Genomic DNA, 24,703 nt, shown 5'->3' with positions numbered 1-24,703 from the left:
ATGCCGGTCAGAACGGATCGCACACTGATCACCATCCTTGAGCACAAGAACCTATTCTTTGCACTGATGGACAAGGTCGAGCGCCAGCAGAACAACCCGTCGATGGAATTCACCATCAGCGACTACAACCAGTTGCTGGTGAAATCCACTGCGCACCTCGACAAGAAAGACCAGCAGAAACAGTTGGATACCCTGTCACTGGAAAACCTGGAACAGAACGGGCTACTCAATTATCAGGACAGCCGCTCCGGGCGCTTCCGGCTTCAGGACTTCGTGCTGGAGATGCTGCGCCACCTCGACAACACACGAATGCGGGAGCTTTCGTCGGCGGAGCTGAACCAGCTGATGGCCCAGCTTGAGCAGTGCTACAAGCAGGTCAGTAACTTCCATGTGGAGTGGGCCCCTGGGGAACCGCAGTTCGAGGAGATGGTGGAAGCGGTCTACTACACCCTGCAACATGTGGATTCGCGCCTGCGGATTGCGTTGCGCGCGCTGCGCGGCCAGGCGGAGCGGCTAGCAAGTAAGGTCGATGAGCATGCGTTCACCGACCTGCAGCAGACGGACCAGATGCGGGAGGCACTGAAGTCGATCCTGCATATCCACGAGCGCCATGTCACTCCTACCCTCCAGTTCCTGGATGAGCGGCTGGACATCCACCGCGACGTGACCGAACTGGATGGCAGCCACGCGCCCATGGCACTTGTTCGGCAGATCATCGACCGCTTTCGCCAGCGCAAGATGACCGAGCACGTGAGCCGGTTGACCCGGGTACAGTTGCATATCCTGAGCAATGCGCAGGAGATCGGGGATATCGCCAAAAGCCTCGATACCTACATCAAGTTCGCGGAAGACGAGCGACGCCGGTACAACCGCGTCGAGGACCTTTACAACGCTCTGCGCAGCGCCGTGCAGGAGCGACAGACGGGGCAACTGCGCGACTGGCGCTTGCGCCCGGACGATGAGGTGTTCAAACCCGTGCGCGTACTGGGCACTCTGAAGAGCTTCAACCGATCCCAGAACAGCAAAATCAGCTGGCCAGAGGAAGATGGCACCGCGCTATTGGACGAGCTGCTGCGAGTGCGGTTGGAGGCCGAGGAGCATATTGCCGAGGCGAAGCTGGTAGCGGTGTCCGGAGGCCTGAGCGAAGAGGAGATCGCGCGGCGTAACAACATGGATCGCATACTGGCGGCGATGGAAAGCTTTCCGTTCGGTGAAGATTCGCCGGATATCTATCGCACGCTGCACGAGCACCTAGTGCGAGCCATGCCTGGATACACGATGAAAGATATCTTCGATGCGGTTCCCTGTGTACAGGGGCGTGGGGAGGTGACGCTGGCGCCGCCACAACCGGAGCTGCAAATCGCCTACGCGGGTCAGACCCTTACCTACCAGATACGAACCTATACGCCCGTCGTAAGCGAGAACGGGACACCAACTGAGGAGCATGCGCGTGGATAAAGAGTACAGTCGGCAAATCTACAACGAGCTCATCAATGGCTGGGTCATCAACAAGCAAGTGATGGAGGGGGATCTGCTGGTACCCAACCCGCTGTATGACGAGCTATCTTCAGCATTGAACCGGGAACACTACATCCAGCTCTACAGCTGCATCGGATACGAGCTGAAGGAAATGGGTGGGTGTTTTTTTCTGAACGAGCTGAACAAAAGCGATGTCTTATCCGACGCCGCCATGCGCATTCAGGTCATGCTGGTAGTGTTGGTCCGTGGTACGTCGCAGTTACCGCAGTTGACCAGTATCGTGACTACCCATAGGGCGGGCCTGACCCGTGACCAAGTGGGGAAGATCGGGATGGTGGATGAATACCAGCAAATGCTGCGCGCGGTGGGCCTTAAGGGTAGCTTCGAAAAGGAGGTAGAAAACATTTTGGTGACGCGCAAGCTGGCCTACTGGAACCATCTGGACAGGCTGGTGCTGAGCACAGGAGGTGTGGCGCTGGTGGAGCGGATGCAGCTTGAGATTGAGGCCATAAATGTGCAGTGACCTCTCAACTAACGGTTCCGAGGACAAAGGCAGAACCTTATATGGATAAGTTAAAATTGATATTAAAGTTGCCAGTTTTTCATATAGTACCCTGTCTGGTTCAGTCCGAAGTTATACACCTGAGTACTCCGAAAATAAGATGGATTAGTTCAGACCAAATTAAGGGTAGTTGCCTACTGCGCCCAAATCAGGCCGACGAATAGTCCGCCAAGGTCTGCAACGTTGGTCACTCGTGTCTTTTCATCAACACACTCAATGCCACCGCCTAGAGACGGAATTCTTCCGTATGCGTCTGAGCTATCTTCTTACCCATGTTACACCTCCGCCTTAGGCCGAAGTCTAACTTTACAGGGAGTCTATTTTTTTGGGTAAATCGGTTGTCTAACGTCAAATTAAGACACAAAAACACTGCGCGTTTTTGTCATTCCTGCCCACCTTATTAAAAGCGTTAAATTCCTCATAACCCATCATTTAAATACTCGTAAATTATGACAGCTTCAATTGGACTAAGAGGACGCGTAGCACTTAATTCTTTACAGTTAAATGTAACAACACCACTATCGATTAGAAGGTTTAAAATATAGGATTTGTCTTCTTTTTCCATTTTACGCCCTTCATCAAATGGCATTGCGTCATAAGCAGTTACAAAACTATAAAGCCCACCCTCACCAATTGGAGCCTCTGCAAACTCGAGATTTTTATGCTCAATACTTACAGCCTGCGTTTCGATAAAATTATTGACATCAGAACCATCCAGCATGATGACTTTTCCACTTATATAGTGAGGAAAACCATTCACTTTTTCATAATTAATAGAATTCTTTAGCTCTTCAAACCCTGACCCTTCGATATTAAGCTTATGCTTTATTACTTCAAAGTAAAGATCTACAGTAAAGTTAAACAATGCTGGATATATATCTACATACCTCCCGTAGTTGATGGTCACTTCTTTCAAATACTTTTTGGTCTGCTTTGACTTCAGATTACGTATTGCATAATCAACTACTTCTAACGGCAACAAGCTCATGAGCTGCACTTCAGCGTGAATCATCTTTACAGATACCACTGATATGGCCTTTGCCGAATTGAGCAACTCTGACTCATGAGTAGCGAAGTTTCTCAATGCTTTTAGAGCACGATAACGTTTGTTTTTCCCAAAATTAACTGCTTTTACCTTTTCCAATTTCTCACATGCACTACACATAACAGATAGTAAATCTTTAAGATCATCGGCATCCGACGATGCGCAATATTTGTAGTACCTATTGAAGAATCTGGACAACTCCAATTCACAACTTTTTATAGGCGTCATAATAAAACTTATTACCGATAATTTTGCACATTTCACTTACGCTCCTACGCCCACAGAATTTCTGTGACACTTAAAGCCCACACCAGGTGTGGCTTACTTTGTGTGCTTTTACATAAAAATGGGAGCGCAGCGACCGTACAAAAGGCGTACAAAATCAGACGTAGGCTGAATTGCTTTGTTATGCGGCACTCAACAACCTAGCCGACAGTAACGATGTGCTTGACTCAACATACTGTAAATTAATTGTTTGAGGTTTCAAGCTCCACGCTAAGTGATTCCTTCCTTTTCCTGGTGAAGATTCTCGTTTATACCAAACTTTTTCAGTATTTAGGTTGCTAATCACACCGTCTATAAAAAATGAAAACTGCCACTTACTAGTTGGTACTAATTTTTTCAACCCCAACAACGTTAGATCAGTATGTAATGATTTACTCGAAAACTTTAAATTTCTGAGTGGACTTTGAGAGAACAACTCACAGACTATCAGGGTAAAATTTTTTGAACAAACTACTATTGCTGGAATCTCTGCTATATAGAATTTTGTCCCCTGTAACCTTGAGCGTTCTGCCGACTCTTCCGCTGCATATAACGACAGCTTCACATGCTTACCACTTCTATTTACTAAGCTGGTATCTCCGTCCCAATTTACCCACTCATTCCTTTGCTCATAGATATGAAAAGCTTTTCCCCAAGATACGGACTCAATCTTTTCTTCCAGTTTTTCTTGATCAATTTTATTCGGCATAAGCTTCTCTATGACGCATAACGACGCACTCAGACGCGGCCAACTTTGGGCGCTTAATGAGAGCATAGCGACCGCGCATCAAGTGCACAAAGTTAGACTCCAGCCTGCAGCGTTTGTTGGGTGCCTTCTACCTCACTACCGGAGCTCCGTTACAATTTCGATGACCTCATCAAGCTGACGACTCCAAGTTTCCGTCTGCCCTAGCGCCCTCTCGAGATTTCCGCTAAAAATGAAACCCTCTATCGCACTCCAAACCAAAAAAAAACTTTTGCATGGTAGGGTAGTCCTTACCTAGCATAGTAAATCCCTGAAAAAGCAACACAGATACTGCCTCATACGCCTTTTCGTCGTCTTTACCTCGAATGGCACCAAGAAGAATTTCTGTAGTCGCCCTCAAGTCGTTTAATATGTCTTCCATTTGGTATCACCCTCCATGAGCACCTAAACGCTGCGTAAGGCGCACCAAGCGGCACGCCGCTTTTGTATTAATTTGTGAGCGTAGCGAGTAACACAAAAGCGAAGCAGAGCTTAAGGTATCGCCCTTCACGCGCTTGCTATGTTGCGAACGAGTACCCCACAGTCTTGGCCGCAATGGTAACGATGCCATCTTTCTCCAACTGCTGTACGATTTTCTCTACTTCCCCCTCTAATAAGGGAGGATTAAATAGAGCTCTTATAGTACTGCGCAAAGTCTCAGGCTTTCTGGGCCGACTACGCCCCCTGATTTTTAACGATTTTAAAACTTTCTCATATCCAGATTCTGATGAAGGTTTCTCTGGCAGCTTGGCCTTGAGAACCGAAATTTCCGATACATCTACATGGCGATGGACAAATCTCTTGCAAGAGCGCATGTGAGAAATTAACGGATCAAAACCTTTGTCTTTAGAAATAATATGGAAATATGAGCCCGGTTCCCGCTCAGCTAAAATGCCCAGATAATAGGCAAGATGAAAATCTAGGGCATTTTTTCCCGATCCAGATATTTGGATATATTCTCCGCGGGAACCGATAGCTTGCATTGCAAGTACCATTTCCATTGGGATCTTGCTCTGTGAGCTGCCCACGAAAACTTTCACATGGAAGTGCTCATCCTCAAGCAAATGCAAGTTATCCGGAGATACATTCTCCAGATCTACCAGCACATAATTCCGTTTCATCAATTTTTCCTAAAACAACGTAACAGTCTATTAATTAGCCAGTGACTCACTATCACTTTAGCAACTATTTGTGGAACGCCTCATAGTCGCTTCTCAAAAAATCGTTTGGTTTGCAAGAGCTTATAGATTTTCGACTAAATAGCAACGGTAGATAGTGAGCCATTCACCTAGGTCGCTATTAGCTCTTATTCATATTTAACTATTCAAAAAATCAATAACTTACAGACCATCTATGGTGGATGTGATCCTTGGCCTCTAAATTCCAATCGTGACTTACATCTTGATCCACACCAACTATGAATACATACAGAGTTCAGTGCGCCTTCATGGCTGACATTCGCCATGCCTTACCCAAAACTCGGACATATTTACCCCACTCTTCGTCATCATATGCGAGAAGCCGGATTGGCTTATCGAACTGATCAGACTTACATTTATTGGCCAAAAGCGCTTCATCCACTTTCATAAATTGCGGCGCCAGCGTGAAATCGGTATCGGTGAGGTCGAGGCATTTTTCAATCAATCGCTTGTGAATTGTCACTCCTCTGTCATTACTTAGAAAATTGCGCTTAATTTACCCGTGTATTTTTATAAGTGATATTTAGGTATCGGCAGCTCCAATATCGATTCTATGCCAGCGCGGCAATATCGCTGTCTCCCGGTGGTTTGCAGTCGGGAGGAAATTAAGGCTATCGTTTCGGTACTGAAGGGCCCTACAATCTTTAAGTTCAGCTAAAGTGGGGATACGGACTCAGATACGCCTAACTTTATCATTCATAGTAAAGAACACTGACCTTGGCAGTAACAACGTGTCCGCGTGTGGAAGGAAAGGCAGTAAGGGCAGGATTGAGGCTCTGTAATCCTAGATAGGATGCAACGAAGCCACCGTGAGCCAAGCTTAACTTGGAGGAGTACCAAACTGTAGCGGTGCGCCTTAATTGGTAACAGGCCTTTCACTTGCAGTTATCGAAAAATTGCTAACCTGTGGTTATATCTGTGGTTATCCACAGGATCAGCTGCTTGTTTTATAAACACCGCAGGGCCGTTAGAAGATGCTTCGATTCCGCCTCTGGGCACCATACAGAAAGCCGCTCCCGAAAGGGTGCGGCTTTTTTTGTGCCTGTTGATCGGTGGCGGTTGAGAACCACCGCGGTTCGACAAATTGCGCAGCAGCTTGACACGAGCGTCCCGCACGAAGCCGCAGGTTCAGAACAGCTCCCGATACCGATAGCCCAACCCCCACCCCGAAAAACCAATCACCCCGCCCTCGTGCAGGCATCACCAAAATCTATATCAGCTAACAGCGCACATTCTTATCCTCAGGCCGCCTTTCAAGAACCACCATTCAACCACTGAAACAGCCGCAACTTATCGCCCCCATTGCCCACTATCTCCACAAGCCTATCCAACACTGTATAAATTCATGAAAAATCAGGCGGTTGAAAGAAGGCTCAGATAGCGAGATAGTGGGCACCACGATCAAAATCATTCCCGCCTATTTTGTAATCGCCGGCAACCCCTGATGTTTGTTGGGCTGAGCAAAAATTTGAAAATTTGAGCTGGAAATAGTGGGCAGGAAGATACTGGACATATCGCCCACGATATAACTGTTATATTTCAGAGAGAGTTATGAGTTCTATTCGTTTACTTCTACTGTTAGCTCTTCTACCCGTAGCCGCCTTTGGAGAAGATTGGCAAGACTACGTTAGTGGAAGCTGGGTCATTGAAAAAGACATACCAACCAGTGGTATTGCCTCGCTTACCCAAGAGGAGGCAAATGAATTCATTGGAACTAAAGCTTTCTATTCAAAAGAAATGACTCGGTTTGGTTCTACAGAATGCAATTCTCCGGTATACAATGTAGACAATATTAATGAATCTGATTTTTTCTCTGGAACCTACAACTCATTTACCGAGTTAGGAATATCTAGTAGCGAAATCTACCAAGTATCGGTGTCTTGCGATGATCAAGGAGCTGAATGGTGGGAAGGTGGTTTTTTGTTTTCTAAAGACAAAGACCATCTCATTGTCTTGATCGAAGGCGTTTATTTTGAGCTTCATCGGTCAAAAATATAACAATCGCAGGCAGCTTACTACGGCCCTTCGGGCCTCCGTGGGACGGCTTACGCTGCGCTTCAGCCGCCCCTGCTGCGGGCGTTAGGTGAAAATCAGCATGAGACTATTGAGTATCATTTTTGTCTTTTTATTCAGCACATCCGTTTATTCGGATGAGATTCCATGCTGGATGAATCCTGATACAGTTCCAGAGACAACTCAGCTAGCAGTGTTGAAGACGTACCTATTGCCAATTAATCTAGATTCACCTGGAAAAGATTTAGAAGCGAGAGTCAAGCATCAAGACTATCGCTTCATAACAATTGGCGGTTTCGGAATCGGCTATCCAGGTCTATCCAACAAAGAGTTCCTCTGTAAATACGGCTCTAGATATATCATGGGCACCTCAGACGCATTAGAGAGTAAGGAGCATAGTAGGCTGACTCATGAATTTAGCCGTTACGCCAAAGAATATAATATGGCGCTGGAGAGAAAACTCAGTGCCCAGTAAGCCACCTAACAATCACAGGCAGTATGCGCCGGCCCTTCGGGCCTCTGCGGGACGGCCTACGCTACGCTTCGGCCGCCCCTGCTGTGGGCGTTATAGGGCTGTCCCTAATCGACTATGAAAAGTATTTTTTACTTAATGTCTCTCATATTTATGTCTGCATGCTCGTCATCGACTGGGAGTAAAGACTCGACCTGGTATGACATTGAGATCGAAGGGGATACGCTTATATTTATAGGCGACATGAATCGTGAATCTCTGGCATTTGCAGAGCAATTGATAAAAAAATTTGACGTCGGAAGACTTAGGATATCTAGTGGCGGAGGCGACGCATTGGAATCTATAGCTTTCGGCCATTTTATCAATGATAGAGATATTGATGTTGTTGTCTCAAGGGTATGCTTTTCAAGCTGTGCAAATTATGTGCTCCCTTCAGCTGCCAGCGTTTTTGTCGAGTCTGGTGCAGTGTTAGGTTGGCATGGAGGAGCCGAGTCTGATTACAGTCATGAGCCAGAAGTCTGGTCTGACTCGGAATTAAATGATTGGCGCGTAGCTGAGCGTTCGTTATATGAGAAGACCGGAACTTGTTGGGAGTTATCTGTCTACCCCCAGGATTCTATGTCATGGTACTCGGCATACATTTATGACGGCTGGGCGTGGGATATGGAAAGCTTAACTAAACTCGGGTTAGAAAATGTCACATTCGAAGGCGGAGTTCTAGCCACAAAAGGTAAAGGTTTGCCATCTGTTGCAAGGCTCGGTTTTAAGGGGCCCTGTAAGCCCTATAACAATGCCGTGAACTACGACGGCTGAAATACAGCCGCGTGTTACGGCGGCGTTAGGTTTCAAGTATGGCAATAATCGATAAATTGATGGATGGGTCTGAGTCAGACATTCAAGTCTTGAGGTCTCTCGATGCTCAAGGTGATAATTTTTCCACTTTCCGAGATGTAGATTTCTTGATTGAAGCTCCATCTAAGGAGAAAGCTGGGTTGATATGTGGGTTCATCAATGATTACAACTATGGAACTGCATCCGTATTGGCAGAGCATGACGGATTGCACCGAGTCCAGGTGATTATCCATATGCCAATAAATCAGCACATTATTAGCTCAACGGCTGGATTTATGCTCTGTGTTGCAAGTCTATTTGACGGTACTTTAAATGGTTGGGGCTGCGTGGCTCAGACCGCAACCTAACAATCACGGGCAGTGAAGCTCCCGCCCTTCGGGCCTCCGCGGGACGGCTTACCTTATGCACGTTTTGCGCAGTTCGCTTCGCTCACATTTTCGCGCAAATCGCGCATAAAGTAAGCCGCCCCTGCCGTGGGCGTTATGCATCTATGGCCGTAATATGAATTTTAAAATTATTATTGCTTTTACAATTATTTCTTTAGTTATTGGTGTTTCTATTGGAGCTGCAGAAGGGTATTTCCTCGCCAAAAACGATCTTCCAATAGGCTCAATGTTACAAGCTTACGTGCAATTTTCTTCCAGCTACATTATCGAACTGGCAATTTTCTACGCTTTATTTAATCTTAAAATCTCAAATCCGATTGGTCATGCAGTAGCGATAGTATTTTTAAGTGCTAGCGTTAGTTTGAGTATGTTTTATTTCATTACGGGCGTAATCCCAGATTTTGTTTATTTGGGATTTAGTTTGCTAGTTACTGCTGCTGCTATTGCTTCGGCATACTTGATGGTGGTTATCAGGAGGCAGCAAGGTACAACTGCATTACAAGGCCGGGCAGTTTGCTACGGGCCTGCGGCCCTCCGCGGGACAGCTTACCTTGTGCACATTTTGCGCGGGTCGCTGCGCTCCCATTTTCGCGCAAAAAAGCGCACAAGGTAAGCTGCCCCTGCCGGCGGCGTTATGAGTTCGCAATGAAATATTTCATCTTACTTCTATTTTTATCGCCACACTCTCTTGCAACAAGCACTGATTGCATGGGTGTAACAACGACTGTTATTCCACTCACAGTAGGCGAGGCAAAGGTTCATAATATTGAGTTTGACATTGATGTAGATGAAGAACTGCCGGCTTGTCCTATCGTAAGAGTGAACAGCCCTTTAAAAAGTCAAGATAGACCATTAATAGGGGCAGTAGTAACTCTAGAGGGTTCTGAAGGCTTCCAAGGTGAGTATCATTTATCGCAACAAAAAACAGAATATGATACAAGCCTTAGCTTCTTTGTGGTGTGTAAAAGCACAGCTACAAATATCACTATGAGTATCTATTATGGTCAGGGTTGTGATGGTGTTATATACAATGTTAAATCATCAGTTACAGGGCTACTTAGCAATTAATACTCATAACAAGGCGTTTAACCACCGTTACAGCCGCAAAAACACGCGGCTTCCACTGGACAGCTTCTCCGCAACTTCGTTGCTGTAAAGCTGCCGGTTAACTTGGCGTTAGGCGAAAAAATTTGCTTAGCAATGTACCTTTTTACAAATAGCTTACTTCCAGAGTCCAAGTGGAGCGAAGCCTACCCAAAAATGTGGCTGCAGAGAGTTGAGTTACAAAAAGACAAAGCTGTACTTCGCTGGCCTCACGATCAAAATCACGCTTATTATGTCGGTGGGTATGAGGGATGCGGATGCGGTTGGCGAGCTATTTCTTACTGTGATGAGCCGGAAGAGATTGTACTTAAGAAAAAAGATCGCGAATCACTTCTCTTGTTGCTTAAAGAGTTAGATCTTGAATCAACTTGGTTGGTTGTATGTTGGGAGGGGGACCAAGGTGAGCCCTTAGATGGTGTGGAATTGATAAGCATGGCTAATATTTCGGATGCCGAGTTTGAATTCCAAGAGTTACACCGCTATGAAATCGCCTAACAATCAGCGGCAGAGCGACAGCCAACGCTGGGCGTTAGGGTGACTGCCACGAAGGCAAGCCTGAGTCACCTGGAACGATCAACGACCCCCGCCATTAGCGAGGTTTTTCTATCGGGGCAGGGCTAACCGGGTTATAGGTGAGTAAAGCCTTAAAGTGCATTTTGCTGGTCAATTTTTACCCTTAAATTTACCGGGAATTTACCGCAGCGAGCATAAAGTCAGTCAGACTTGGCAAGACTGCACAACACTAAAGATTAGATTTCATGCGGGTTTGAGGCCCGCTGAGTCTGCGCAGATTTGCGCAAACCGGTTCCGCTACGACTTTCGCTCACTGTACCGCCGTAATCTTCACGTCCGAGGTGATCTGCTTGACATACTTGGAGATCGCCTCAGAGCTTTCCGGTTGGTAGAGACGGATGACCTGCGTCCAGCCCGGTTTGACGTCGATATTATTGGGCTTTCCGGGGCAATTATAACGGAAAGTGACCGAGCCATCGTCGTTGGCCTCTGCGGCACGATCGTTCAGTGCAAAGTTCTCCTCTACGATCCAACTGTCGGCGCTATAGGTTGTGACCGAGAAGAATGCACCCGCGTCATACTTGAGTGGCGGGCGTGGTAGCGTCATCTTCGAGCACGCTCCTTCGGCCGCAGCGCCCTCTGGCACGATGGTGGAGATGTAGACAGCGTCCGCGAACGGCAGGCCACCCCAGCCCTTCGCCGTCGCGATCAGGAACATCTCGGGGTCCACGTCCTCTGGACGACCGAAGAATTTCTCAGGTTTGTTGGCTTCGCCTGCCCGCGCCACCAGTTTCGCTCGCACGGCATCGAGGCTCTTGGTGTCGAAGCCTTTAGGTGTGTAGGGCTCTGCCGACGCGGCCTCGATGGAGAACGCGTTCTGGTGCGCATGCGCCTCTGCGAGCCCCCGCGCGTCGGTGGAACGTAGGCCGGTGCGCATGTTGAGGAACACATACCGGCCCATGGTAAGGTCCTCGGGCGTCAAGGTCACGCTTTCGCCGGGATAGAGCACGTGGAGCGTGTAGTGCTGCTCGTCGATGACCTGAATGACGGAGTAGTAGTCCCAGTCGGGGTTCGTGATGGTCGCGCCGCCCATCGTGTCGACCACCGCATGGCTGTAAAGCACATCCTTGTTCTCGGTGATCACGAACTGGTTGTCCGGCCCGGAGGGTTCGCGCGAGTGGCGGATCGAGTTGACGGCATGCTCCGCCGTATGCTCGGCCATATACCGGTCGGTTTCTGCGACAGCAAAATTATCTTCTGTCACCTCGATGCCACTAGCGCAGGCTGAGTTGACCACGGCACCTACCATCAAGACTACAGCCAGTGACGGTAAAAGTTTCATATTACTCTCCCGCGTTATCTGAATATGATGATGACTTCAGAGTATAGGTCATATTAACGACCTACTGACCGTATCCGTTGCATTAAGAGAAAATGAAGTGCTTTGGAAGCAGCTTGGGAAAGTAACTAAATTTCTAAGTCCTACGTTAGAGGGCCGAGTTCATGTCACGGCAATTGAGGATTGCCTCAGCAGCCTCGTAAACAGCTCAGAAATATCAGATAGCGGTAGACATTATGCATCGTTGTTGGCGGAAAAATATGTGCCACCAGCCGTCTAACCAGTGCAATCAAGTCGCTCCTTTCAGTCGCTGGACGCAGCTAACGCTGCGCCCCTGTTGCAGGCGTTAGGCGCTCAAAAAAAGTCATGTAATTGCAGGGGATAGCATGTCATCAAATGAAGATACAACGAAGGTAGATCAACCAGCATCCCCTCGCCAGTGGTTCAGATTAGTTGTGGTCTATCTGCTAATCCCACTCACTTTATTTATATGCGGTGGCGACCTTGGTTGGTGGCAAGCGTGGCTATATTCCTTGCTTTTCCTGGCCTCTGGTATTGGCGGGCGCATGTGGGCGGAGCACCTGCACCCCGGATTAACAGCCGAAAGACAAAATATAGAAAAGGTCCAAAGCGCTAAAGCCTGGGACAAAGTGCTTGCTCCACTAATGGCGCTAAGTGTGAGTTTCCCAATGGTTATTGTGGCCGGGCTGGATCATCGCTTTGGCTGGTCACCCCTGTTTTCATTGTGGCTCATCGTGCTCGGCCTCCTCCTGATCGCGCTCGGATACGCTTTCGCTGCGTGGGCATTGATAGAGAATCGCTTTTTCTTCAGCGTGGTCCGTATTGAGTTGGATCGGGGGCATGTGGTGTGTGACAGTGGGCCCTATCGGATTGTGCGCCATCCAGGCTATGCCGGAAATATGTTGGCACTCCCGAGTATGGCTCTGGCCTTTAGCTCGATGTGGGTACTTATTCCGGCGGCTGCTGCGCTAATCATTACGGTGATTAGAACCGCGCTAGAAGATCATACTTTAAAAAACGAGTTACCGGGCTATCGCGACTATGCGCGACGCGTACGCTATCGGTTGATACCGGGGATTTACTAAAGAGGTGACCAGAGTGGGGATTCAATAAATATTGCCTAACCAGTTGGGGCAAGCTGCTCACTTCGTTCACGGGACATGGCGGACGTCACGCCCCTGCCCAATGTCCGGGAGCACGCTTTGGGTCTTCGGACCTGCGTAGGACAACTCCCATTTTTGCGCCACACGTAACCAGGGTAGCCGCCGTCACTGGCAGCGTTGTGGCTAAAACCTCCTAGAATTCCATGGAATGTCCCCCGAAGATGGAGCCACAACATGAGAAATAAAGTTCTTTTCTACATCGTACTTGCATGCATGCAATTCGGAATTGCGTATGCCAGGGACTTCGACGCCGAACGTCTGGAACGTCGCGCCTATGAATCGGCGCTGTGGGGGCAGGCCATTGTGGCTGGGAACGAGATGATCGAGGGTGGGATTGACGCCGGTCAGAAGCTTAATCAAGTCGCTTTTTTCTCTCGTCCGCCGAACTGGAAGTTTCAGCAGCCGACGCCGAATAATTCGACGCTCTACGTCCAGTTGATTTACGACGTCAAGGACGGACCTGTCGTTGTCGAGATTCCGCCCACCGAGGGACCTTACAGTGTCTTCGGGACGTTTCTTGATGTCTGGCAGCGTCCTGTCGTGGACGTTGGCGCGGGGGGCGACGACAAGGGCAAAGGAGGCAAGTATTTCCTCTACAACGCCCGCGATCCGAAGATCACGGTGCCGGACGGGTTTCTCCCAGTGCCACTCCGGACCTATCGGGGCTATGGCACTCTCCGCGTCATCACTCCCGATCTCGAAGAGAATACTCTCGAGGGCGCGGTCGATTACATCAAGAAAGGCTTCCAACAGTACGCCTACGGCAGCGATGAGCGTTACCCGCACATGGATATCTATGACAAGGAATACTCCTCCCTGTTTCCATGGGATCACACCTTTTTCCAGCGACTCCAGAAGGTCATCAATTACGAAGAGGTCCGTGAAGAGGACAAGTATGCGATGGGCATGCTCAGCTCCATTGGCATAGATCGCGGCGGCAGCTTTAAACCGGACGAGAAGTCGCGGGCCGCACTTGACCGGGTCCTGAAGCGGGTCCACGGGGAACTGCAACATTTCCTGCGCACGATTCCACCGCGTCGCTGGGGAGACAAGACCCAGTGGACGCAGCCGGTGGCCGATTCGATGATCTCGACGAAGATGACCTACGAAGACGAGAACAAGATCTACATCGACGACCGCGCCTTCACTTACTACACTTATATTTCTCCCCCGGTAAAGCTGGGATCGTCCACGGCCTATCTCATGCTGACCAAGGATGCAGACGGAGAGCCGCTCAAGGGTGATAAAAATTACATGCTGACCGTCCCCGCGGACGTTCCCGCCAAGCAGTTCTGGTCGGTGCTTGTTTATGACGTCGCTACCGCCTCCTACATCCGGGAAGCCGATCCCATTGGCCTGGCCTCATCAGAGAGCCCGAAGATGAATGATGACGGCACCTGCACGATTTACTTTGGCCCCAAACCATTGAACGACGGTGTGAACTACCTGCCCACCGGCAATGCGGACAACTACTTCCTGCTGTTCCGATTCTATGGCCCGGAGGAAGCTTATAACAACAATAGCTGGATGCTGAGTGACATGGTTAAGATGCCATGATGACAGGGCACAACAGGTCGGCGCAGGGAGCGGAAAGGAATTTTCAGAAAGAGCTGGCGCGCCGGCAAAAGCAATAAAAGACACAGTTATTTTTCAAGGGAACCCAGCTCATTTTTCGCGATTCGCTGTGACCATATTTCGACAAAGACGTGTACAGAAGTGGCCACCCCTGCCCAGGTGTTAACTGGATCAAGTTTTTCACCCGGGCATTCAGCATAAATTCAGGTGTATGATGCAAAATGCACAGCCACACATAATCACCAGGAACCACAAAGCCATGAACAAGACACTGATCGCCGCTATCACCAGCCTCGCTTTCGTAGCTCCGGCACTGGCGGACAAGCCCGAAGTTCCAGGTCAAGGAAAACCCACGCAGGAGCAGATCGAAGCGCATCGGGAAGCGGGCCAGGCCCAGGCCGATGATAAGGTCAAGGCTAAAGCCGAAGCCTACCGTCTGAACGAAGAAGAAAAGCGGGCATTTGCCGAAAAGAAGGCCAAGCATGAGCAAGGTAAGCACGAAGGCAAAGGTGGCAAGTCGGAGGAAAAACGACTGAAAGCCGAAGAGAAGCGCGCGGCCAAAGCGGCAGCGAAAGCTGAAATGCCGCAGGATATCGAGGAAGAATCCGAAAAAGCCCAGGACAAGCGCAAGGGATTCGAAGAGCAGAAAGCCAAAAAGGCCGAGCAGGAACGCAAGGAAATGGGCAAGGGCTCCGAAAAAGGCCAGGCTGCCCGCGAAGAACACAGCAAGAAATGGTGGCAGTTCTGGAAGTAAGCTTGCTGAATTCCTGACGCCACAACAATAAAGCCCGGACATATCCGGGCTTTTTTATGTTTCGCTGGATTTTTCCCGCGGATCAATCTTCAACCGTTCCCGGCCAGATAACCACCCGCCCATCCGGCTCCTTGAACACCCGCACCGGCAATGACTGCTCCAGCATCGCCACTAGCGTATCCGCCTGGTCGGCATTGAAGGCCGTGGTCACCCGCAGGTTTTCCAGTTCGCGGGTGCCGATCACGATGCGGTTTTTGCGATAGCGGTTGGCATCGGCGACGACTTCGGAAAGGGGCGCGTCGCGGTAGCTGAACTTGCCCTGGCGCCAGCTGGCGACCCGGGAGGCATCCACGGTATGGACGCGGCTCATCTGCTGCTCGGTGACCCTGACCTGCTGCCCGGCAACCAGGCGCACTTTAGGTGTAGCAGCTGTGGCCGACGCTTCGCTGGCTACATCAACGATCCCCTCTTCCACGGTAACTTTTACCGACGGGTTGAGAGGACTGCCGGCGTGCACATCAAAGCGGGTGCCTACCACGCGGATTTCCGCTCCCGCCGCATTGACGAAAAACGGGCGCGCGGGGTCTTTGGTGACTTCAAAGAACGCCTGGCCCCGCAGGAGTCTTACGTTACGGCGCTCTCCATTGAACTCGGCTTCGATCGCTGAGTCGCCGCCGAGCGTGACAAAACTGCCATCTTCCAGGGTAACGGTACGCTGCTGGGCAAGCTCAGAGACATAGGCCTGTGCAACAGGGGCTTGCGGCGCGGGCGCGAGGTACACGAGGCCTACCGCGAGCATCAGAGTGCAGGCGAAGGCTACGCCGGTCGCCGGGCCAGCGCCCCCCAGATTACCGAACAGGCCGCGCAGCTTTTCGATAAAGCCATCGAGCCCCCCACGCTGGCGCAGGCGCGCGCCCTCCTCGCCAGCCGCCAGGGCGGCGAGGCTGCGGTCGATCTGCTCCAGTCGCTGGTAGGCACTGCGGTTGTGTACCTGCTGCATCCAGGTGTCATAGGCAGACTGCTCGTCGGCATCGAGGCTGCGTTCACCGCGAAGCATAAACCACTCGCGGGCCTCGGCTTCTACGCGCCGGATATCTGTCTGCGGGTGACTGTTGCCAGTCGTCATCACAATTCTCCACCATGTGCGCGCAGCGCTTCCTGGCACCCGGCCAGGGCTTTCGCTACGTGCTTTTTCACTACGGTTGCCGAGAGCCCTTCCCGCCGCGCGATTTCCGCGTAGGAGAGGCCGTCGACACGATTCATCAACAACAGCCGCCGGCGCTTGTGGGGCATGCTCCACAGGGCGCGGCTGATCAGCCCGAGGAACTGCCGGCTGCTGGCCACACGCTCCGGGCCCAGGGTGTCCTGATCCCGCTCGGGATCGTCCTGAACCGATTGCGCATAGCTCTCCCGCACCTGACCTTTGCGCAACGCATCAATGGTGGCGTTGTGCACCGACCGGTACAGGAAGGCTCTCACGTGCTCGATATCGCCAACCCGAAGCTGTGGTGCCATGCGCGCAAACGCCTCCTGCACCAGGTCTTCGGCCTCGCTGTACGACAATCCGAATTTACTCACCGCATATCGACACAGTTCCTGGTGATATTCGCGGTAGTAGTGATCCAGGTCCTTGTCGTTATCGGTCGCCAATTGGCTCGTCCACGCTGTCGCCATGGATTCTCTTCACCATACTTTTGTTGTATTTATCGTTTATTTTGGCGCCTCTGGCGGGCGCTGGAATCTACTTCTCTTGCCGATATAACGGCAAAGGGGACCCGATCGTCCCCCCTTTGTGCAAAAAGTCGGGAATCGTCACTAAATCAGTCGAAATTCAGGCCGAGACGGAGGCCAAAGGTGCGGGGGGCGCCGTAATAGTATTCGGGCACGGCGATATCCGCTTCCTGCACATCGTTGGCGACGGCCGTATTGGTGAGGTTTTCACCGTAGAGATCGAGCCACCAGTTGCCCGCCGCGGGCTCGAATTTCAGACCCGCATTCCACAGGCTGTAGGCGGGCTGACGATCCACGTCTGGCGCCGGGCCGGCGGGATCGTCGATCCACTGGCCGGTGCGATTGTCCAGCAGCATACCACTGCGATTGCCACGGTTGGCCTCGTCAAAATACATGCTGGATGCGTAGCGCAGCCCCACCCTGGCGGTGGCGCGCCCCCAGCTGCCCAGGGACAGGCCGTGGCGGTAGTTGAGTCCGAGGCTGACCTTGGGCACCTGCTTCAGCCGATTGCCACTGAAGTCCACCAGATCCGGAAGTTCGGGGGTCGCCGCGCCGGGATTCCAGGTCTGACCATACAGCGGGAATTCGTTGTCGACGGCGAGAAAACGATCGTAGCGGGCATCGAGCAGGGAGAGAAAACCTGTAACGCGGCCGTTCAGGCTGCTGGCCCAGTTCAGCTCCAGCTCCACACCGCGAATGGTCGCGGACGGGGCGTTGGTGGAGCGGATCAACTCCGTGCCGTCTTCTTCCACCGCGATGCCGGATACCTGCAGGTCGCGATAGCGGGTATCGAACAGGGCGCCGTTAAGGGTCATCCCGCCACCCAGCAGGCCGAGCTTGAAGCCCAGCTCGACATTGGCGCTGGTTTCCGGGCCCACGAACGCAGCGCCGTTGTTGTTACGGGTGATCAGTGTCTGCAGGGCACGTTGATAAGCGGGGTCTTCAGCGCCCGCGTAGACCCCGGACAGGCTCGCGCCATCCTGCACGATGCCGGGTTTGAAGCCTTCCGCATAGTGGAGGTAGAGCAGGGTCTGATCCGATGGCTGATAGGAAAGCCGCGCCATCGCCGTGGTGCTGCGCCAGGTCTGGTCGACGTCGTTGTAGTTGGCCACAAAACACTGGCCCGGTGCGGCGGACTCCCGGTTGACGGCAACGGCCCCCAGCACACCCTCGCGATCACTGCGGATCAGGTCCGGGCAGGCGATATTGCGGCCGCCCCGGTCATAGCGCTGGTCGCGCCCGCTGCGGGCACCGGCACTGACCTGCCAATGGGGTGTGAGGTCGTAGTCCAGCTGTCCGTAGAAAGCGTCGAGACGGGTCCCCCGGTTGGGCTGCTGGAAACTGTGCGCCGGCGCGCCGCCCCAGCCACTGCCGTCCGGATCCTGGTGCTCCAGGTCGAAGCGGATGGCGTTTCTCTCGACAAAATTGAAGTAGGCGATCAACCAGCGCAGACGCTCGTCGTCGCTGCTCTTCAGTTGCAGTTCGTGCTGGCGCGCGCGGTATTCGGACCACACGGTACGGTTGCTCTGGTGGTAGATGGCCGGGTCTGTCTCGCTGCCCACGGCACCGGTGCGGTCGGCATCCCAGTCCTGACTGCGGCGGGTAAAGCCGTAGCCGGCGATATAGACGAGCGAGTTCCCCCCCTGCAGTTCCCACTCGACACGGCTGCGCAGAGCGTCCTGGTTGAGCGTGGTACGTCCGGGGGTGTCGATGGTGACCGGGGTATCGTAATCCACCACTGGCAGGCTGCCGGCACCGCGGTCCTCAAACCGCTCGTAGCTGAGCCACCAGTCGAGTTCATCATTGATCTGCCAGCTGGAGCTTAGCCGGTGGCTGTACAGATCGGTATTGTTGTAGCGGTCGGCGCGCTTTGCGTACAGGGAATCGTCGGTGTAGTCGGTATAGCCGTCGGCCCGCTCGGATACCGCCGCCCAGCGCAGAGCCCAGTCGTCTGTGAGCGGGGCGTTCGCCACCGCAGTGAATTTCCGCAGGCCGTAATTGCCCACGGAAACCGATAGCGCTGAAGACCAGTCCTGCTGCGGTCGCGCGGTGTGGTAGTTGATGACGCCGCCGGTGGAATTGCGCCCGAACAGGGTGCCCTGGGGCCCGCGCAATACTTCCACCCGGTCGAGGTCGTAGAGCAATACCGCGGAGCCCTGCACACGGCTGCTGAAGATGCCATCTACATGGGTGGCAACGCCGGAGTCGCCGGCTTCGGTGTGGTTGTCCGAGCCCACGCCGCGCAGGTACAGCATTGAGGCCGTGTGGTCGCCATTGCGCGCCACCTTCAGGCTGGGCACTTCCGCGGCCATCTCCTGCAGGCTGTCGATATTGCGCTCCTCCAGGGTGCCGCCGCTGATCGCAGTCACCGTCATCGGGGTCTGCTGCAGATTGGTGCGGCGCTTGCTCGCCACCACCTCAACCTCTTCCAGCAGCGCCCGCGCTACCGGTACTTCATCCGGCTCTGCCGGCGGGGTTGGGGTGCCGCTCTTGGGCGGCAGTATCACCACGCCCTGGCCATCCACCCGGCGATAGCGAAAGTCCGTGTGTGCCAGCAGCAGTTCGAGGGCGGCTTCCGCGGTGTATTCGCCGCGCACCAGGGGTGCCGGCTCGTCGGGGGTATTGGCGGACTGGTTCTGGGCCGTGGCAACCATCACCGCGAGGCCGGTCTGGCGGGAAAAGGCCAGCAGGGACTGGTCCAGGGGCTGGGCGGGGATCTCGAAGAAATAGGTGGTTGCATCCGATGTGACTGCAGCGACCCCGGTATCTGATGAAGAGCCTTCCATAGCAAACACCGCCGGCACGACACTCAGCTGTGTCGCCAACAGTAGGGCGCAGAGGGACCTGTGGCAGGTCTGTGGCATAGGCTAGTCGTCATCGCTGTTCCCACGACTGCCGCTGTGCGGGCCGCAGGGCCGGTTACGCGATGACGGTCTGGATCAATCCCCAGGGCGGTGTGTGATCCACTGGAGAATTGCCGCTCTTGTCACGCGCCCGATTGCTTATTGTTGTGGCTGGAAAACATACAACAACAGACTGCGGCCTGACAAGTTGAGACGCGCGGGCTCGGCCAATCCAATCCCCTATTCTGCTACGAGGACCTCACAGCGGTAGTGGCCACCACCGTTGACACCGAGCTCTGCCGCCAATGGTGGCAACAACGCTTGCACCTGCGCGCGCAGAGTCCAGGGCGGGTTGATAACGATCATCCCTGACGACGTCATACCCCCGCCGCAGGCATCCGCGCGAACACCCAGTTCATACAGCTCGATATTGCGGATGCCGCTGGCAACCAGCTGTTTTTCCAGGGCCTCAATACGGCGACGCTCCACCACCGGATACCACAGGGCCACCGTCGCTGTGGCCATCTTGCGGTGGATCAGCCGCAGGGCATCAACCACCCGCTGGTAGTCGGCTTTCTGTTCATAGGGCGGATCGATCAGGATCAGGGCGCGGCGGGCGCGGCTGGGTAGCAGGCTGGCGAGCCCCGCAAAACCGTCCTCCTCCCGCACCTGGCACTGCCGTCCGCGCGGGACACAGTGACGCAGCTTTTCCGCATCACTGGGGTGCAGCTCGAACAGCCACGCCTTGTCCTGGGGGCGCAACATGCTCGTGGCTATCAACGGCGAACCGGGGTAATGCTGCAGGCTCTGCTGGGGGTTCAATGCCTCGATCAGACGCAGGTAATTCTGCAAACCGGGCAGATCACACGTTTTGAACAGGCGGCCAATCCCGGTCATGTACTCGCGGTTTTTCTGCGCCATATCCGACGTCAGTGCATAGCGGCCGGCACCGGCGTGGGTGTCGATATAGTCAAAAGGGGCTTCTTTCTTTTGCAGGTAGGAAATAATTTCTACCTGCACACAGTGCTTGAGCACATCGGCAAAATTGCCGGCGTGAAAACCGTGACGATAACTGAGCATGAAACCCACCCGGGCGGACCGTGAAAAAGAGTCAAACAGGGAAAAACACTGCCAGGGCTGGAGGTAGATGCTGGCAGCAGCGGGTGAGCATCCTCGAGGAGGCGGAGAGGGCCCGGACTGTTGGGCTCACCGGGAAGCCGGCGAACTTTAGGGGCCTTTGCGGCCCCTGTAAATCATTTTTTGAGCGGTTTTATCCCCACCAAGCCTTGCCGGGGTCAGAACCACATCGACCAGAACAGCCGCACCACATGGGCATTAAAGTGATAGGCAGGCTCCTCTCCTGGCAGGACGTCGGAGCCACCGTCGTGCACACGCACATCGTGGAAGTTGTCGTAGTCGAACAGCACATAATCCCAGTAGAGATTCAGGGTGTTCTTGCGATCGAACAGCGCCCAGCGCTCCGGCAGTTGATAGGAGGCGCCGATACCGATGGCGGTGCTGGTGAAATCGCTCAGCTCCTTGTCGCGCGCGCGGAAGTTGGTGGCGTCGACATAGGGGAACAGGTCGCTGTAAAAGTCCGCGCCTTTCTGTTTGTAAAAGCGCAGCTTGCCCTCAAGAACCAGATCCTTCGCCTCCAGCGGGTGGGTGTAGCGAAACTCCAGGTTGTCGGAATTGATCCCCCAGCTGTCGGCGTAGCGACGGTATTCACTCTTGATGGCGGCACGATACGGCAGCCGGTACTTGGCTCGCAGTGCTACGGCATCACTGTTGCGGGTGGTCGGGTACAGTTCCGCCTGATAGCTGAAGCCGGTGCCGGAGCCCGGATCCAGATAGCGCACACTGCGGTAGGGATTATTCAGGAACCCTTCGTCCGCCACGGTTTCCACACTCAACTCGGCAATCAGCCTGGTGGTCAGGATCTGGCTCCACCCCAGGGAATAGCGGCGGTGCTCCGCCTGCTCGAGAAAATCTTCGTCGCCGTTGCGCATCACATCATCGCTGCCCAGACTGACGCGCATGGAGAGGGTACTGAGATCGCCGAAGAAATCCTGGCTGATGCCAAAGCCGACGGTTTCCGCCTGGTAGTCGTTCTCGCTGGAATTGGTATAGCTCAGGCTCATGGTGGTTTTTTCCACCAGGTAGTCAGCGCCGAGAGAAAATTCGTCGCGCTGCTCGGAATAGGGACTGGCGGTGGCCTGCACGTCAATCGACGCACCGGAGATCATATCCACATAGTAATTGGCAGATAGCGAAACCTTGTTGCCGACATTCTTGCGCACCAGCACCGAGGGCCCGTCAATGGTGACACCACCTCCGCTGTAGGCGTGGTACATGGTATCCGCACGTTCCTCGGGCAGCACCGCCGCAAAGGTATGGCCGGCAAACAGGGAAGCGGCAACGAGGCCCAGAATTTTCTTCAACTCAGTTACACCCACAACCGCCCCCGGAACCGCCCTCTGCTCCCCGGGCAGCTTCGCGCGCTTCGTACACATGGTTCATATACCCGGCAGCGACGGGGTCCCGCTCAAAACTCATGATCGGGTCCGCCAGGTAATGCCGTTCGTAAGGTTTGACCCAGGGCTCGGGCATCATGGTTTCACAGCCACCCAGCAACAGCAGGACAGGGAATAAAAGAAGCGCGCGTCTGGTCATGGTTTATTCCCGGATCAGTTCCTTGATGATTTTTTTGTACTCGGCTTCGTCGCCACTGCGATAGCCCTTGTGCACGTAGCGCACCTTGCCATCGCGGTCGATAAACACGGAGCTGGGCATGGCTTCCACGCCGAACAGTTTGCTGACGTCGCTCTGGGCGTCGAACAACACCGGAAACTCTACCGGAATCTTGTTCAGCATCGCCTGCGCGTCTTCGCGGTTCGCATCCACATTGACACCCCATACCTGAAAGCCGACCGGCTCGTAGCGGGCATGCAGATCGTTCAGCAGCGGCATTTCCTCCCGGCAGGGGCCACACCAGGAAGCCCAGAAGTTGAGCATGATCACTTCGCCGCGCTGCTCGCTCAATTTGAGGTTGCCATCCTTGAGGGAGGCGAGGGTGAAGTCCGCAGCGGGTGCATTGGCGGAAGCTGGCGCGCCCGCCAGTAAAGCGGCACTGGTACAGAGAGCGGCAATCAGTTTACGCATCGGGATTCTCCGGTTGTTTTTGTTTGTTTATACCATTCAGAAATAGACGGAAACGCCCAGCTGGGCGGAGAGGTTATTGGTGGTTAGCGGCTCACCAAAAATCTCATGCTCAAATATGTGGTCGCGCACATCGAGGCGCAATGCCAGCCAGTCCTGCGCGAGCATTCTCACTCCGACGCCGACGTTGTAGGTAAAGTGTTCCTCGTCGGCAAAGCTGGTATTGCCCACACCACCAATCAGGTACAGGTTACTGTTCAGCGCCCACTTGTCGAAAATAAAGATCTCACCGGGGAGAAAGTTCCAGGCCAGTGACAGGTTATACATGGAGAGCTCACGCTCTTCATCGGTAAGCAGTGGCGCAGAACCACTGAGGCGCTCGTAACTGGACTCGCCCAGTTTGGTTTGCCCGTAGCCCGCCTCCATAAAGAAATCTTCATTGATGTGGTAGGCCAGGCTACCGCCGTAAAGGGCATTGCTGCCAAAATCTTCCACATTCATGATGCCGCCAAGGTACGCGGTAAACTCGAAATCCTCGCTATCGATCCTGGCCTCACGGATCTCGCGGCGCTCGAGATCCGGGGAAATGATTTCATCAATTTCCGCATCCCCTTGCGCCTGCGTGGCAACGGAAAACGGTATGGTCGCGGCCATCAACAGCCCGGCCAGGGTTACATGAATACGTCGAATCCCAATTTCCATTCGACTATCTCCTGATTATTTTCCCGCGAGGTGAGCAGGTAGTGATTGGCAACTTCCGCGCGCAAGGCAAAGCGGCGGGATAGATAGGTGGTGACGCCGATGCCGGTCAGCATGGTGGTGTCCTGACGATCTTCGGTGGCGACGATGGTGGCATTGGGCGAGGTGATATTGATGCCGGTGCCGAGCATAAAGTAGGGCGAGAGTCGCCACTCGGGGAAAGGCTTGTGCAACAGTGCCACCTGGTAGGTCTGGCTGTCGGAATAGGCACCAATGGTTTGCGCCGCGCGCAATTCGGCCGAGATATTGCCGGTGAAACGATAGCCGAGGGACACCCCCAGCGCATTCGCCCCCTCGAAATCCCCATAGGCGAAGCCAAGACGAAAACCCTGCTCGCGGTAATCGTCGATGCCCGGGGTCGGCACTCCTACCTGCTCCCCGTCTATGGCAAAAATCTCGTCCAGATCGGAAATTTTTGCCCAGCCGGTTTTACCACTCCGGGTCATCACCTTGACCCAGTCAGTGCGACGCTTCAGCAACCACAGGCGTTCACCGTACTCCACCACATGGTCGATCACATAGCCGCGACCGGGGCCGGTATACAGGTTGAGGAATTCGGCCCCGTTGAACACCTGTTCGGCGTCATCGGGCAGGTCTTGCGGGGTGCGCTCGCCGAACTGGCGGGCAGAAAAGCTCTCCACCACGGGCTCTTCCTGCTCGGCGCTCGCATAACCGGCCACAAACAGTCCGGCCAGCAGTGCGGCCAGATGCATGATTCGTTTTCC

Annotated in this window: 26 protein-coding genes; 12 read left to right on the top strand and 14 right to left on the bottom strand. The window is 53.3% G+C overall.

Annotated elements, in window-relative coordinates:
• The gene (locus GTQ55_RS01310; protein WP_161857094.1) at positions 1 to 1,458 is read left to right on the top strand and encodes a hypothetical protein; all 1,458 of its coding nucleotides are present in this window, start codon (positions 1 to 3) and stop codon (positions 1,456 to 1,458) included.
• Positions 1,451 to 2,002, top strand: coding sequence for a condensin complex protein MksE (locus GTQ55_RS01305; protein ID WP_161857093.1), 552 nt, complete (start codon positions 1,451 to 1,453; stop codon positions 2,000 to 2,002). The genes GTQ55_RS01310 and GTQ55_RS01305 overlap by 8 nt, the downstream gene beginning before the upstream one ends.
• Positions 2,003 to 2,459: 457 nt before the next feature.
• Here GTQ55_RS01305 and GTQ55_RS01300 read toward each other — a convergent pair whose 3' ends face one another.
• From GTQ55_RS01300 to GTQ55_RS01285, 4 genes are all read right to left on the bottom strand, one after another.
• Positions 2,460 to 3,185 carry a hypothetical protein gene (locus GTQ55_RS01300; protein WP_237567765.1) on the bottom strand — a complete coding sequence of 242 codons (726 nt, stop codon included), beginning with the start codon at positions 3,183 to 3,185 and terminating at the stop codon, positions 2,460 to 2,462.
• Between the two features lie 307 nt (positions 3,186 to 3,492).
• Entirely contained in the window at positions 3,493 to 4,059 is a 567-nt protein-coding gene (locus GTQ55_RS01295) for a hypothetical protein (RefSeq protein WP_161857092.1), read from the bottom strand.
• 554 nt (positions 4,060 to 4,613) lie between these two features.
• A complete protein-coding gene (locus tag GTQ55_RS01290) occupies positions 4,614 to 5,216 on the bottom strand; it encodes a PIN domain-containing protein (protein ID WP_161857091.1) in 603 nt (200 codons plus the stop codon).
• 313 nt (positions 5,217 to 5,529) lie between these two features.
• Positions 5,530 to 5,757, bottom strand: coding sequence for a hypothetical protein (locus GTQ55_RS01285; RefSeq protein WP_161857090.1), 228 nt, complete (start codon positions 5,755 to 5,757; stop codon positions 5,530 to 5,532).
• Between the two features lie 1,088 nt (positions 5,758 to 6,845).
• Between GTQ55_RS01285 and GTQ55_RS01280 the strand changes: the two genes are divergently transcribed.
• The 7 genes from GTQ55_RS01280 (at position 6,846) to GTQ55_RS01250 (ending at position 10,616) form a co-directional block, all read left to right on the top strand.
• Positions 6,846 to 7,292 (top strand): hypothetical protein, encoded by a 447-nt coding sequence (locus tag GTQ55_RS01280; RefSeq protein ID WP_161857089.1) that lies wholly within the window; start codon positions 6,846 to 6,848, stop codon positions 7,290 to 7,292.
• A gap of 97 nt (positions 7,293 to 7,389) precedes the next feature.
• Positions 7,390 to 7,782, top strand: a complete 393-nt coding sequence (locus tag GTQ55_RS01275; RefSeq protein ID WP_183946616.1) for a hypothetical protein — start codon at positions 7,390 to 7,392, stop codon at positions 7,780 to 7,782.
• Between the two features lie 240 nt (positions 7,783 to 8,022).
• The gene (locus GTQ55_RS01270) at positions 8,023 to 8,592 is read left to right on the top strand and encodes a hypothetical protein (RefSeq protein WP_161857087.1); all 570 of its coding nucleotides are present in this window, start codon (positions 8,023 to 8,025) and stop codon (positions 8,590 to 8,592) included.
• A gap of 38 nt (positions 8,593 to 8,630) precedes the next feature.
• Positions 8,631 to 8,978 (top strand): ribonuclease E inhibitor RraB, encoded by a 348-nt coding sequence (locus GTQ55_RS01265; protein ID WP_161857086.1) that lies wholly within the window; start codon positions 8,631 to 8,633, stop codon positions 8,976 to 8,978.
• A gap of 154 nt (positions 8,979 to 9,132) precedes the next feature.
• A complete protein-coding gene (locus GTQ55_RS01260; RefSeq protein ID WP_161857085.1) occupies positions 9,133 to 9,630 on the top strand; it encodes a hypothetical protein in 498 nt (165 codons plus the stop codon).
• A 32-nt stretch (positions 9,631 to 9,662) separates the two neighbouring features.
• Positions 9,663 to 10,085, top strand: coding sequence for a hypothetical protein (locus GTQ55_RS01255; protein ID WP_161857084.1), 423 nt, complete (start codon positions 9,663 to 9,665; stop codon positions 10,083 to 10,085).
• 132 nt (positions 10,086 to 10,217) lie between these two features.
• Positions 10,218 to 10,616: a hypothetical protein gene (locus tag GTQ55_RS01250; protein ID WP_237567764.1), complete on the top strand. Its 399-nt coding sequence runs from the start codon at positions 10,218 to 10,220 to the stop codon at positions 10,614 to 10,616.
• 328 nt (positions 10,617 to 10,944) lie between these two features.
• On the opposite strand, the gene GTQ55_RS01245 is transcribed toward GTQ55_RS01250, so the two are convergent.
• On the bottom strand, positions 10,945 to 11,976 hold the full coding sequence (locus GTQ55_RS01245; RefSeq protein ID WP_161857082.1) for a DUF1254 domain-containing protein: 1,032 nt from the start codon (positions 11,974 to 11,976) through the stop codon (positions 10,945 to 10,947).
• A 383-nt stretch (positions 11,977 to 12,359) separates the two neighbouring features.
• On the opposite strand from GTQ55_RS01245, the gene GTQ55_RS01240 reads away from it, so the two are divergent.
• The 3 genes from GTQ55_RS01240 (at position 12,360) to GTQ55_RS01230 (ending at position 15,486) form a co-directional block, all read left to right on the top strand.
• Positions 12,360 to 13,079 (top strand): methyltransferase family protein, encoded by a 720-nt coding sequence (locus tag GTQ55_RS01240; protein ID WP_161857081.1) that lies wholly within the window; start codon positions 12,360 to 12,362, stop codon positions 13,077 to 13,079.
• A gap of 252 nt (positions 13,080 to 13,331) precedes the next feature.
• A complete protein-coding gene (locus GTQ55_RS01235; protein WP_161857080.1) occupies positions 13,332 to 14,714 on the top strand; it encodes a DUF1214 domain-containing protein in 1,383 nt (460 codons plus the stop codon).
• A 277-nt stretch (positions 14,715 to 14,991) separates the two neighbouring features.
• Positions 14,992 to 15,486 (top strand): hypothetical protein, encoded by a 495-nt coding sequence (locus GTQ55_RS01230; RefSeq protein WP_161857079.1) that lies wholly within the window; start codon positions 14,992 to 14,994, stop codon positions 15,484 to 15,486.
• Between the two features lie 82 nt (positions 15,487 to 15,568).
• Here GTQ55_RS01230 and GTQ55_RS01225 read toward each other — a convergent pair whose 3' ends face one another.
• From GTQ55_RS01225 to GTQ55_RS01185, 9 genes are all read right to left on the bottom strand, one after another.
• Positions 15,569 to 16,612: a FecR family protein gene (locus GTQ55_RS01225; RefSeq protein ID WP_161857078.1), complete on the bottom strand. Its 1,044-nt coding sequence runs from the start codon at positions 16,610 to 16,612 to the stop codon at positions 15,569 to 15,571.
• Positions 16,612 to 17,160, bottom strand: coding sequence for an RNA polymerase sigma factor (locus GTQ55_RS01220; RefSeq protein ID WP_161857077.1), 549 nt, complete (start codon positions 17,158 to 17,160; stop codon positions 16,612 to 16,614). Before GTQ55_RS01220 ends, GTQ55_RS01225 begins: the two co-directional genes overlap by 1 nt.
• A 146-nt stretch (positions 17,161 to 17,306) precedes the next feature.
• Complete coding sequence (locus GTQ55_RS01215) at positions 17,307 to 20,003, bottom strand: TonB-dependent receptor (RefSeq protein WP_161857076.1); 2,697 nt, start codon at positions 20,001 to 20,003, stop codon at positions 17,307 to 17,309.
• 297 nt (positions 20,004 to 20,300) lie between these two features.
• Positions 20,301 to 21,140, bottom strand: coding sequence for a 23S rRNA (adenine(2030)-N(6))-methyltransferase RlmJ (locus GTQ55_RS01210; protein WP_161857075.1), 840 nt, complete (start codon positions 21,138 to 21,140; stop codon positions 20,301 to 20,303).
• Positions 21,141 to 21,355: 215 nt separating this feature from the next.
• On the bottom strand, positions 21,356 to 22,441 hold the full coding sequence (locus GTQ55_RS01205; protein ID WP_375791544.1) for a DUF3570 domain-containing protein: 1,086 nt from the start codon (positions 22,439 to 22,441) through the stop codon (positions 21,356 to 21,358).
• 61 nt (positions 22,442 to 22,502) lie between these two features.
• A complete protein-coding gene (locus GTQ55_RS01200) occupies positions 22,503 to 22,673 on the bottom strand; it encodes a DUF4266 domain-containing protein (protein ID WP_161859950.1) in 171 nt (56 codons plus the stop codon).
• A gap of 63 nt (positions 22,674 to 22,736) precedes the next feature.
• Positions 22,737 to 23,222 carry a TlpA disulfide reductase family protein gene (locus GTQ55_RS01195; RefSeq protein WP_161857073.1) on the bottom strand — a complete coding sequence of 162 codons (486 nt, stop codon included), beginning with the start codon at positions 23,220 to 23,222 and terminating at the stop codon, positions 22,737 to 22,739.
• A gap of 36 nt (positions 23,223 to 23,258) precedes the next feature.
• Positions 23,259 to 23,921 (bottom strand): outer membrane beta-barrel domain-containing protein, encoded by a 663-nt coding sequence (locus GTQ55_RS01190; protein ID WP_183946618.1) that lies wholly within the window; start codon positions 23,919 to 23,921, stop codon positions 23,259 to 23,261.
• Positions 23,891 to 24,691, bottom strand: coding sequence for an SH3 domain-containing protein (locus GTQ55_RS01185; RefSeq protein WP_237567762.1), 801 nt, complete (start codon positions 24,689 to 24,691; stop codon positions 23,891 to 23,893). Before GTQ55_RS01185 ends, GTQ55_RS01190 begins: the two co-directional genes overlap by 31 nt.
• Between the last annotated feature and the right edge of the window lie 12 nt (positions 24,692 to 24,703).

Origin of the sequence: Microbulbifer hydrolyticus, from assembly GCF_009931115.1 — a bacterium.
GTDB classification, from domain to species: Bacteria; Pseudomonadota; Gammaproteobacteria; order Pseudomonadales; family Cellvibrionaceae; genus Microbulbifer; species Microbulbifer hydrolyticus.
Note: the sequence above shows the minus strand (reverse complement) of the source record. Positions and strands in the feature narration are given on the sequence as shown.

Bases quoted from the DNA above. Each gene is read 5' to 3' on its own strand.
- GTQ55_RS01310 (WP_161857094.1), top strand. From the start codon at position 1: ATGCCGGTCAGAACGGATCGCACACTGATCACCATCCTTGAGCACAAG.
- GTQ55_RS01295 (WP_161857092.1), bottom strand. From the start codon at position 4,059: ATGCCGAATAAAATTGATCAAGAAAAACTGGAAGAAAAGATTGAGTCC.
- GTQ55_RS01290 (WP_161857091.1), bottom strand. From the start codon at position 5,216: ATGAAACGGAATTATGTGCTGGTAGATCTGGAGAATGTATCTCCGGAT.
- GTQ55_RS01280 (WP_161857089.1), top strand. From the start codon at position 6,846: ATGAGTTCTATTCGTTTACTTCTACTGTTAGCTCTTCTACCCGTAGCC.
- GTQ55_RS01275 (WP_183946616.1), top strand. From the start codon at position 7,390: ATGAGACTATTGAGTATCATTTTTGTCTTTTTATTCAGCACATCCGTT.
- GTQ55_RS01270 (WP_161857087.1), top strand. From the start codon at position 8,023: ATGAATCGTGAATCTCTGGCATTTGCAGAGCAATTGATAAAAAAATTT.
- GTQ55_RS01265 (WP_161857086.1), top strand. From the start codon at position 8,631: ATGGCAATAATCGATAAATTGATGGATGGGTCTGAGTCAGACATTCAA.
- GTQ55_RS01260 (WP_161857085.1), top strand. From the start codon at position 9,133: ATGAATTTTAAAATTATTATTGCTTTTACAATTATTTCTTTAGTTATT.
- GTQ55_RS01255 (WP_161857084.1), top strand. From the start codon at position 9,663: ATGAAATATTTCATCTTACTTCTATTTTTATCGCCACACTCTCTTGCA.
- GTQ55_RS01250 (WP_237567764.1), top strand. From the start codon at position 10,218: ATGTACCTTTTTACAAATAGCTTACTTCCAGAGTCCAAGTGGAGCGAA.
- GTQ55_RS01245 (WP_161857082.1), bottom strand. From the start codon at position 11,976: ATGAAACTTTTACCGTCACTGGCTGTAGTCTTGATGGTAGGTGCCGTG.
- GTQ55_RS01240 (WP_161857081.1), top strand. From the start codon at position 12,360: ATGTCATCAAATGAAGATACAACGAAGGTAGATCAACCAGCATCCCCT.
- GTQ55_RS01235 (WP_161857080.1), top strand. From the start codon at position 13,332: ATGAGAAATAAAGTTCTTTTCTACATCGTACTTGCATGCATGCAATTC.
- GTQ55_RS01230 (WP_161857079.1), top strand. From the start codon at position 14,992: ATGAACAAGACACTGATCGCCGCTATCACCAGCCTCGCTTTCGTAGCT.
- GTQ55_RS01225 (WP_161857078.1), bottom strand. From the start codon at position 16,612: ATGACGACTGGCAACAGTCACCCGCAGACAGATATCCGGCGCGTAGAA.
- GTQ55_RS01220 (WP_161857077.1), bottom strand. From the start codon at position 17,160: ATGGCGACAGCGTGGACGAGCCAATTGGCGACCGATAACGACAAGGAC.
- GTQ55_RS01215 (WP_161857076.1), bottom strand. From the start codon at position 20,003: ATGGAAGGCTCTTCATCAGATACCGGGGTCGCTGCAGTCACATCGGAT.
- GTQ55_RS01210 (WP_161857075.1), bottom strand. From the start codon at position 21,140: ATGCTCAGTTATCGTCACGGTTTTCACGCCGGCAATTTTGCCGATGTG.
- GTQ55_RS01200 (WP_161859950.1), bottom strand. From the start codon at position 22,673: ATGATGCCCGAGCCCTGGGTCAAACCTTACGAACGGCATTACCTGGCG.
- GTQ55_RS01195 (WP_161857073.1), bottom strand. From the start codon at position 23,222: ATGCGTAAACTGATTGCCGCTCTCTGTACCAGTGCCGCTTTACTGGCG.
- GTQ55_RS01190 (WP_183946618.1), bottom strand. From the start codon at position 23,921: ATGGAAATTGGGATTCGACGTATTCATGTAACCCTGGCCGGGCTGTTG.
- GTQ55_RS01185 (WP_237567762.1), bottom strand. From the start codon at position 24,691: ATGCATCTGGCCGCACTGCTGGCCGGACTGTTTGTGGCCGGTTATGCG.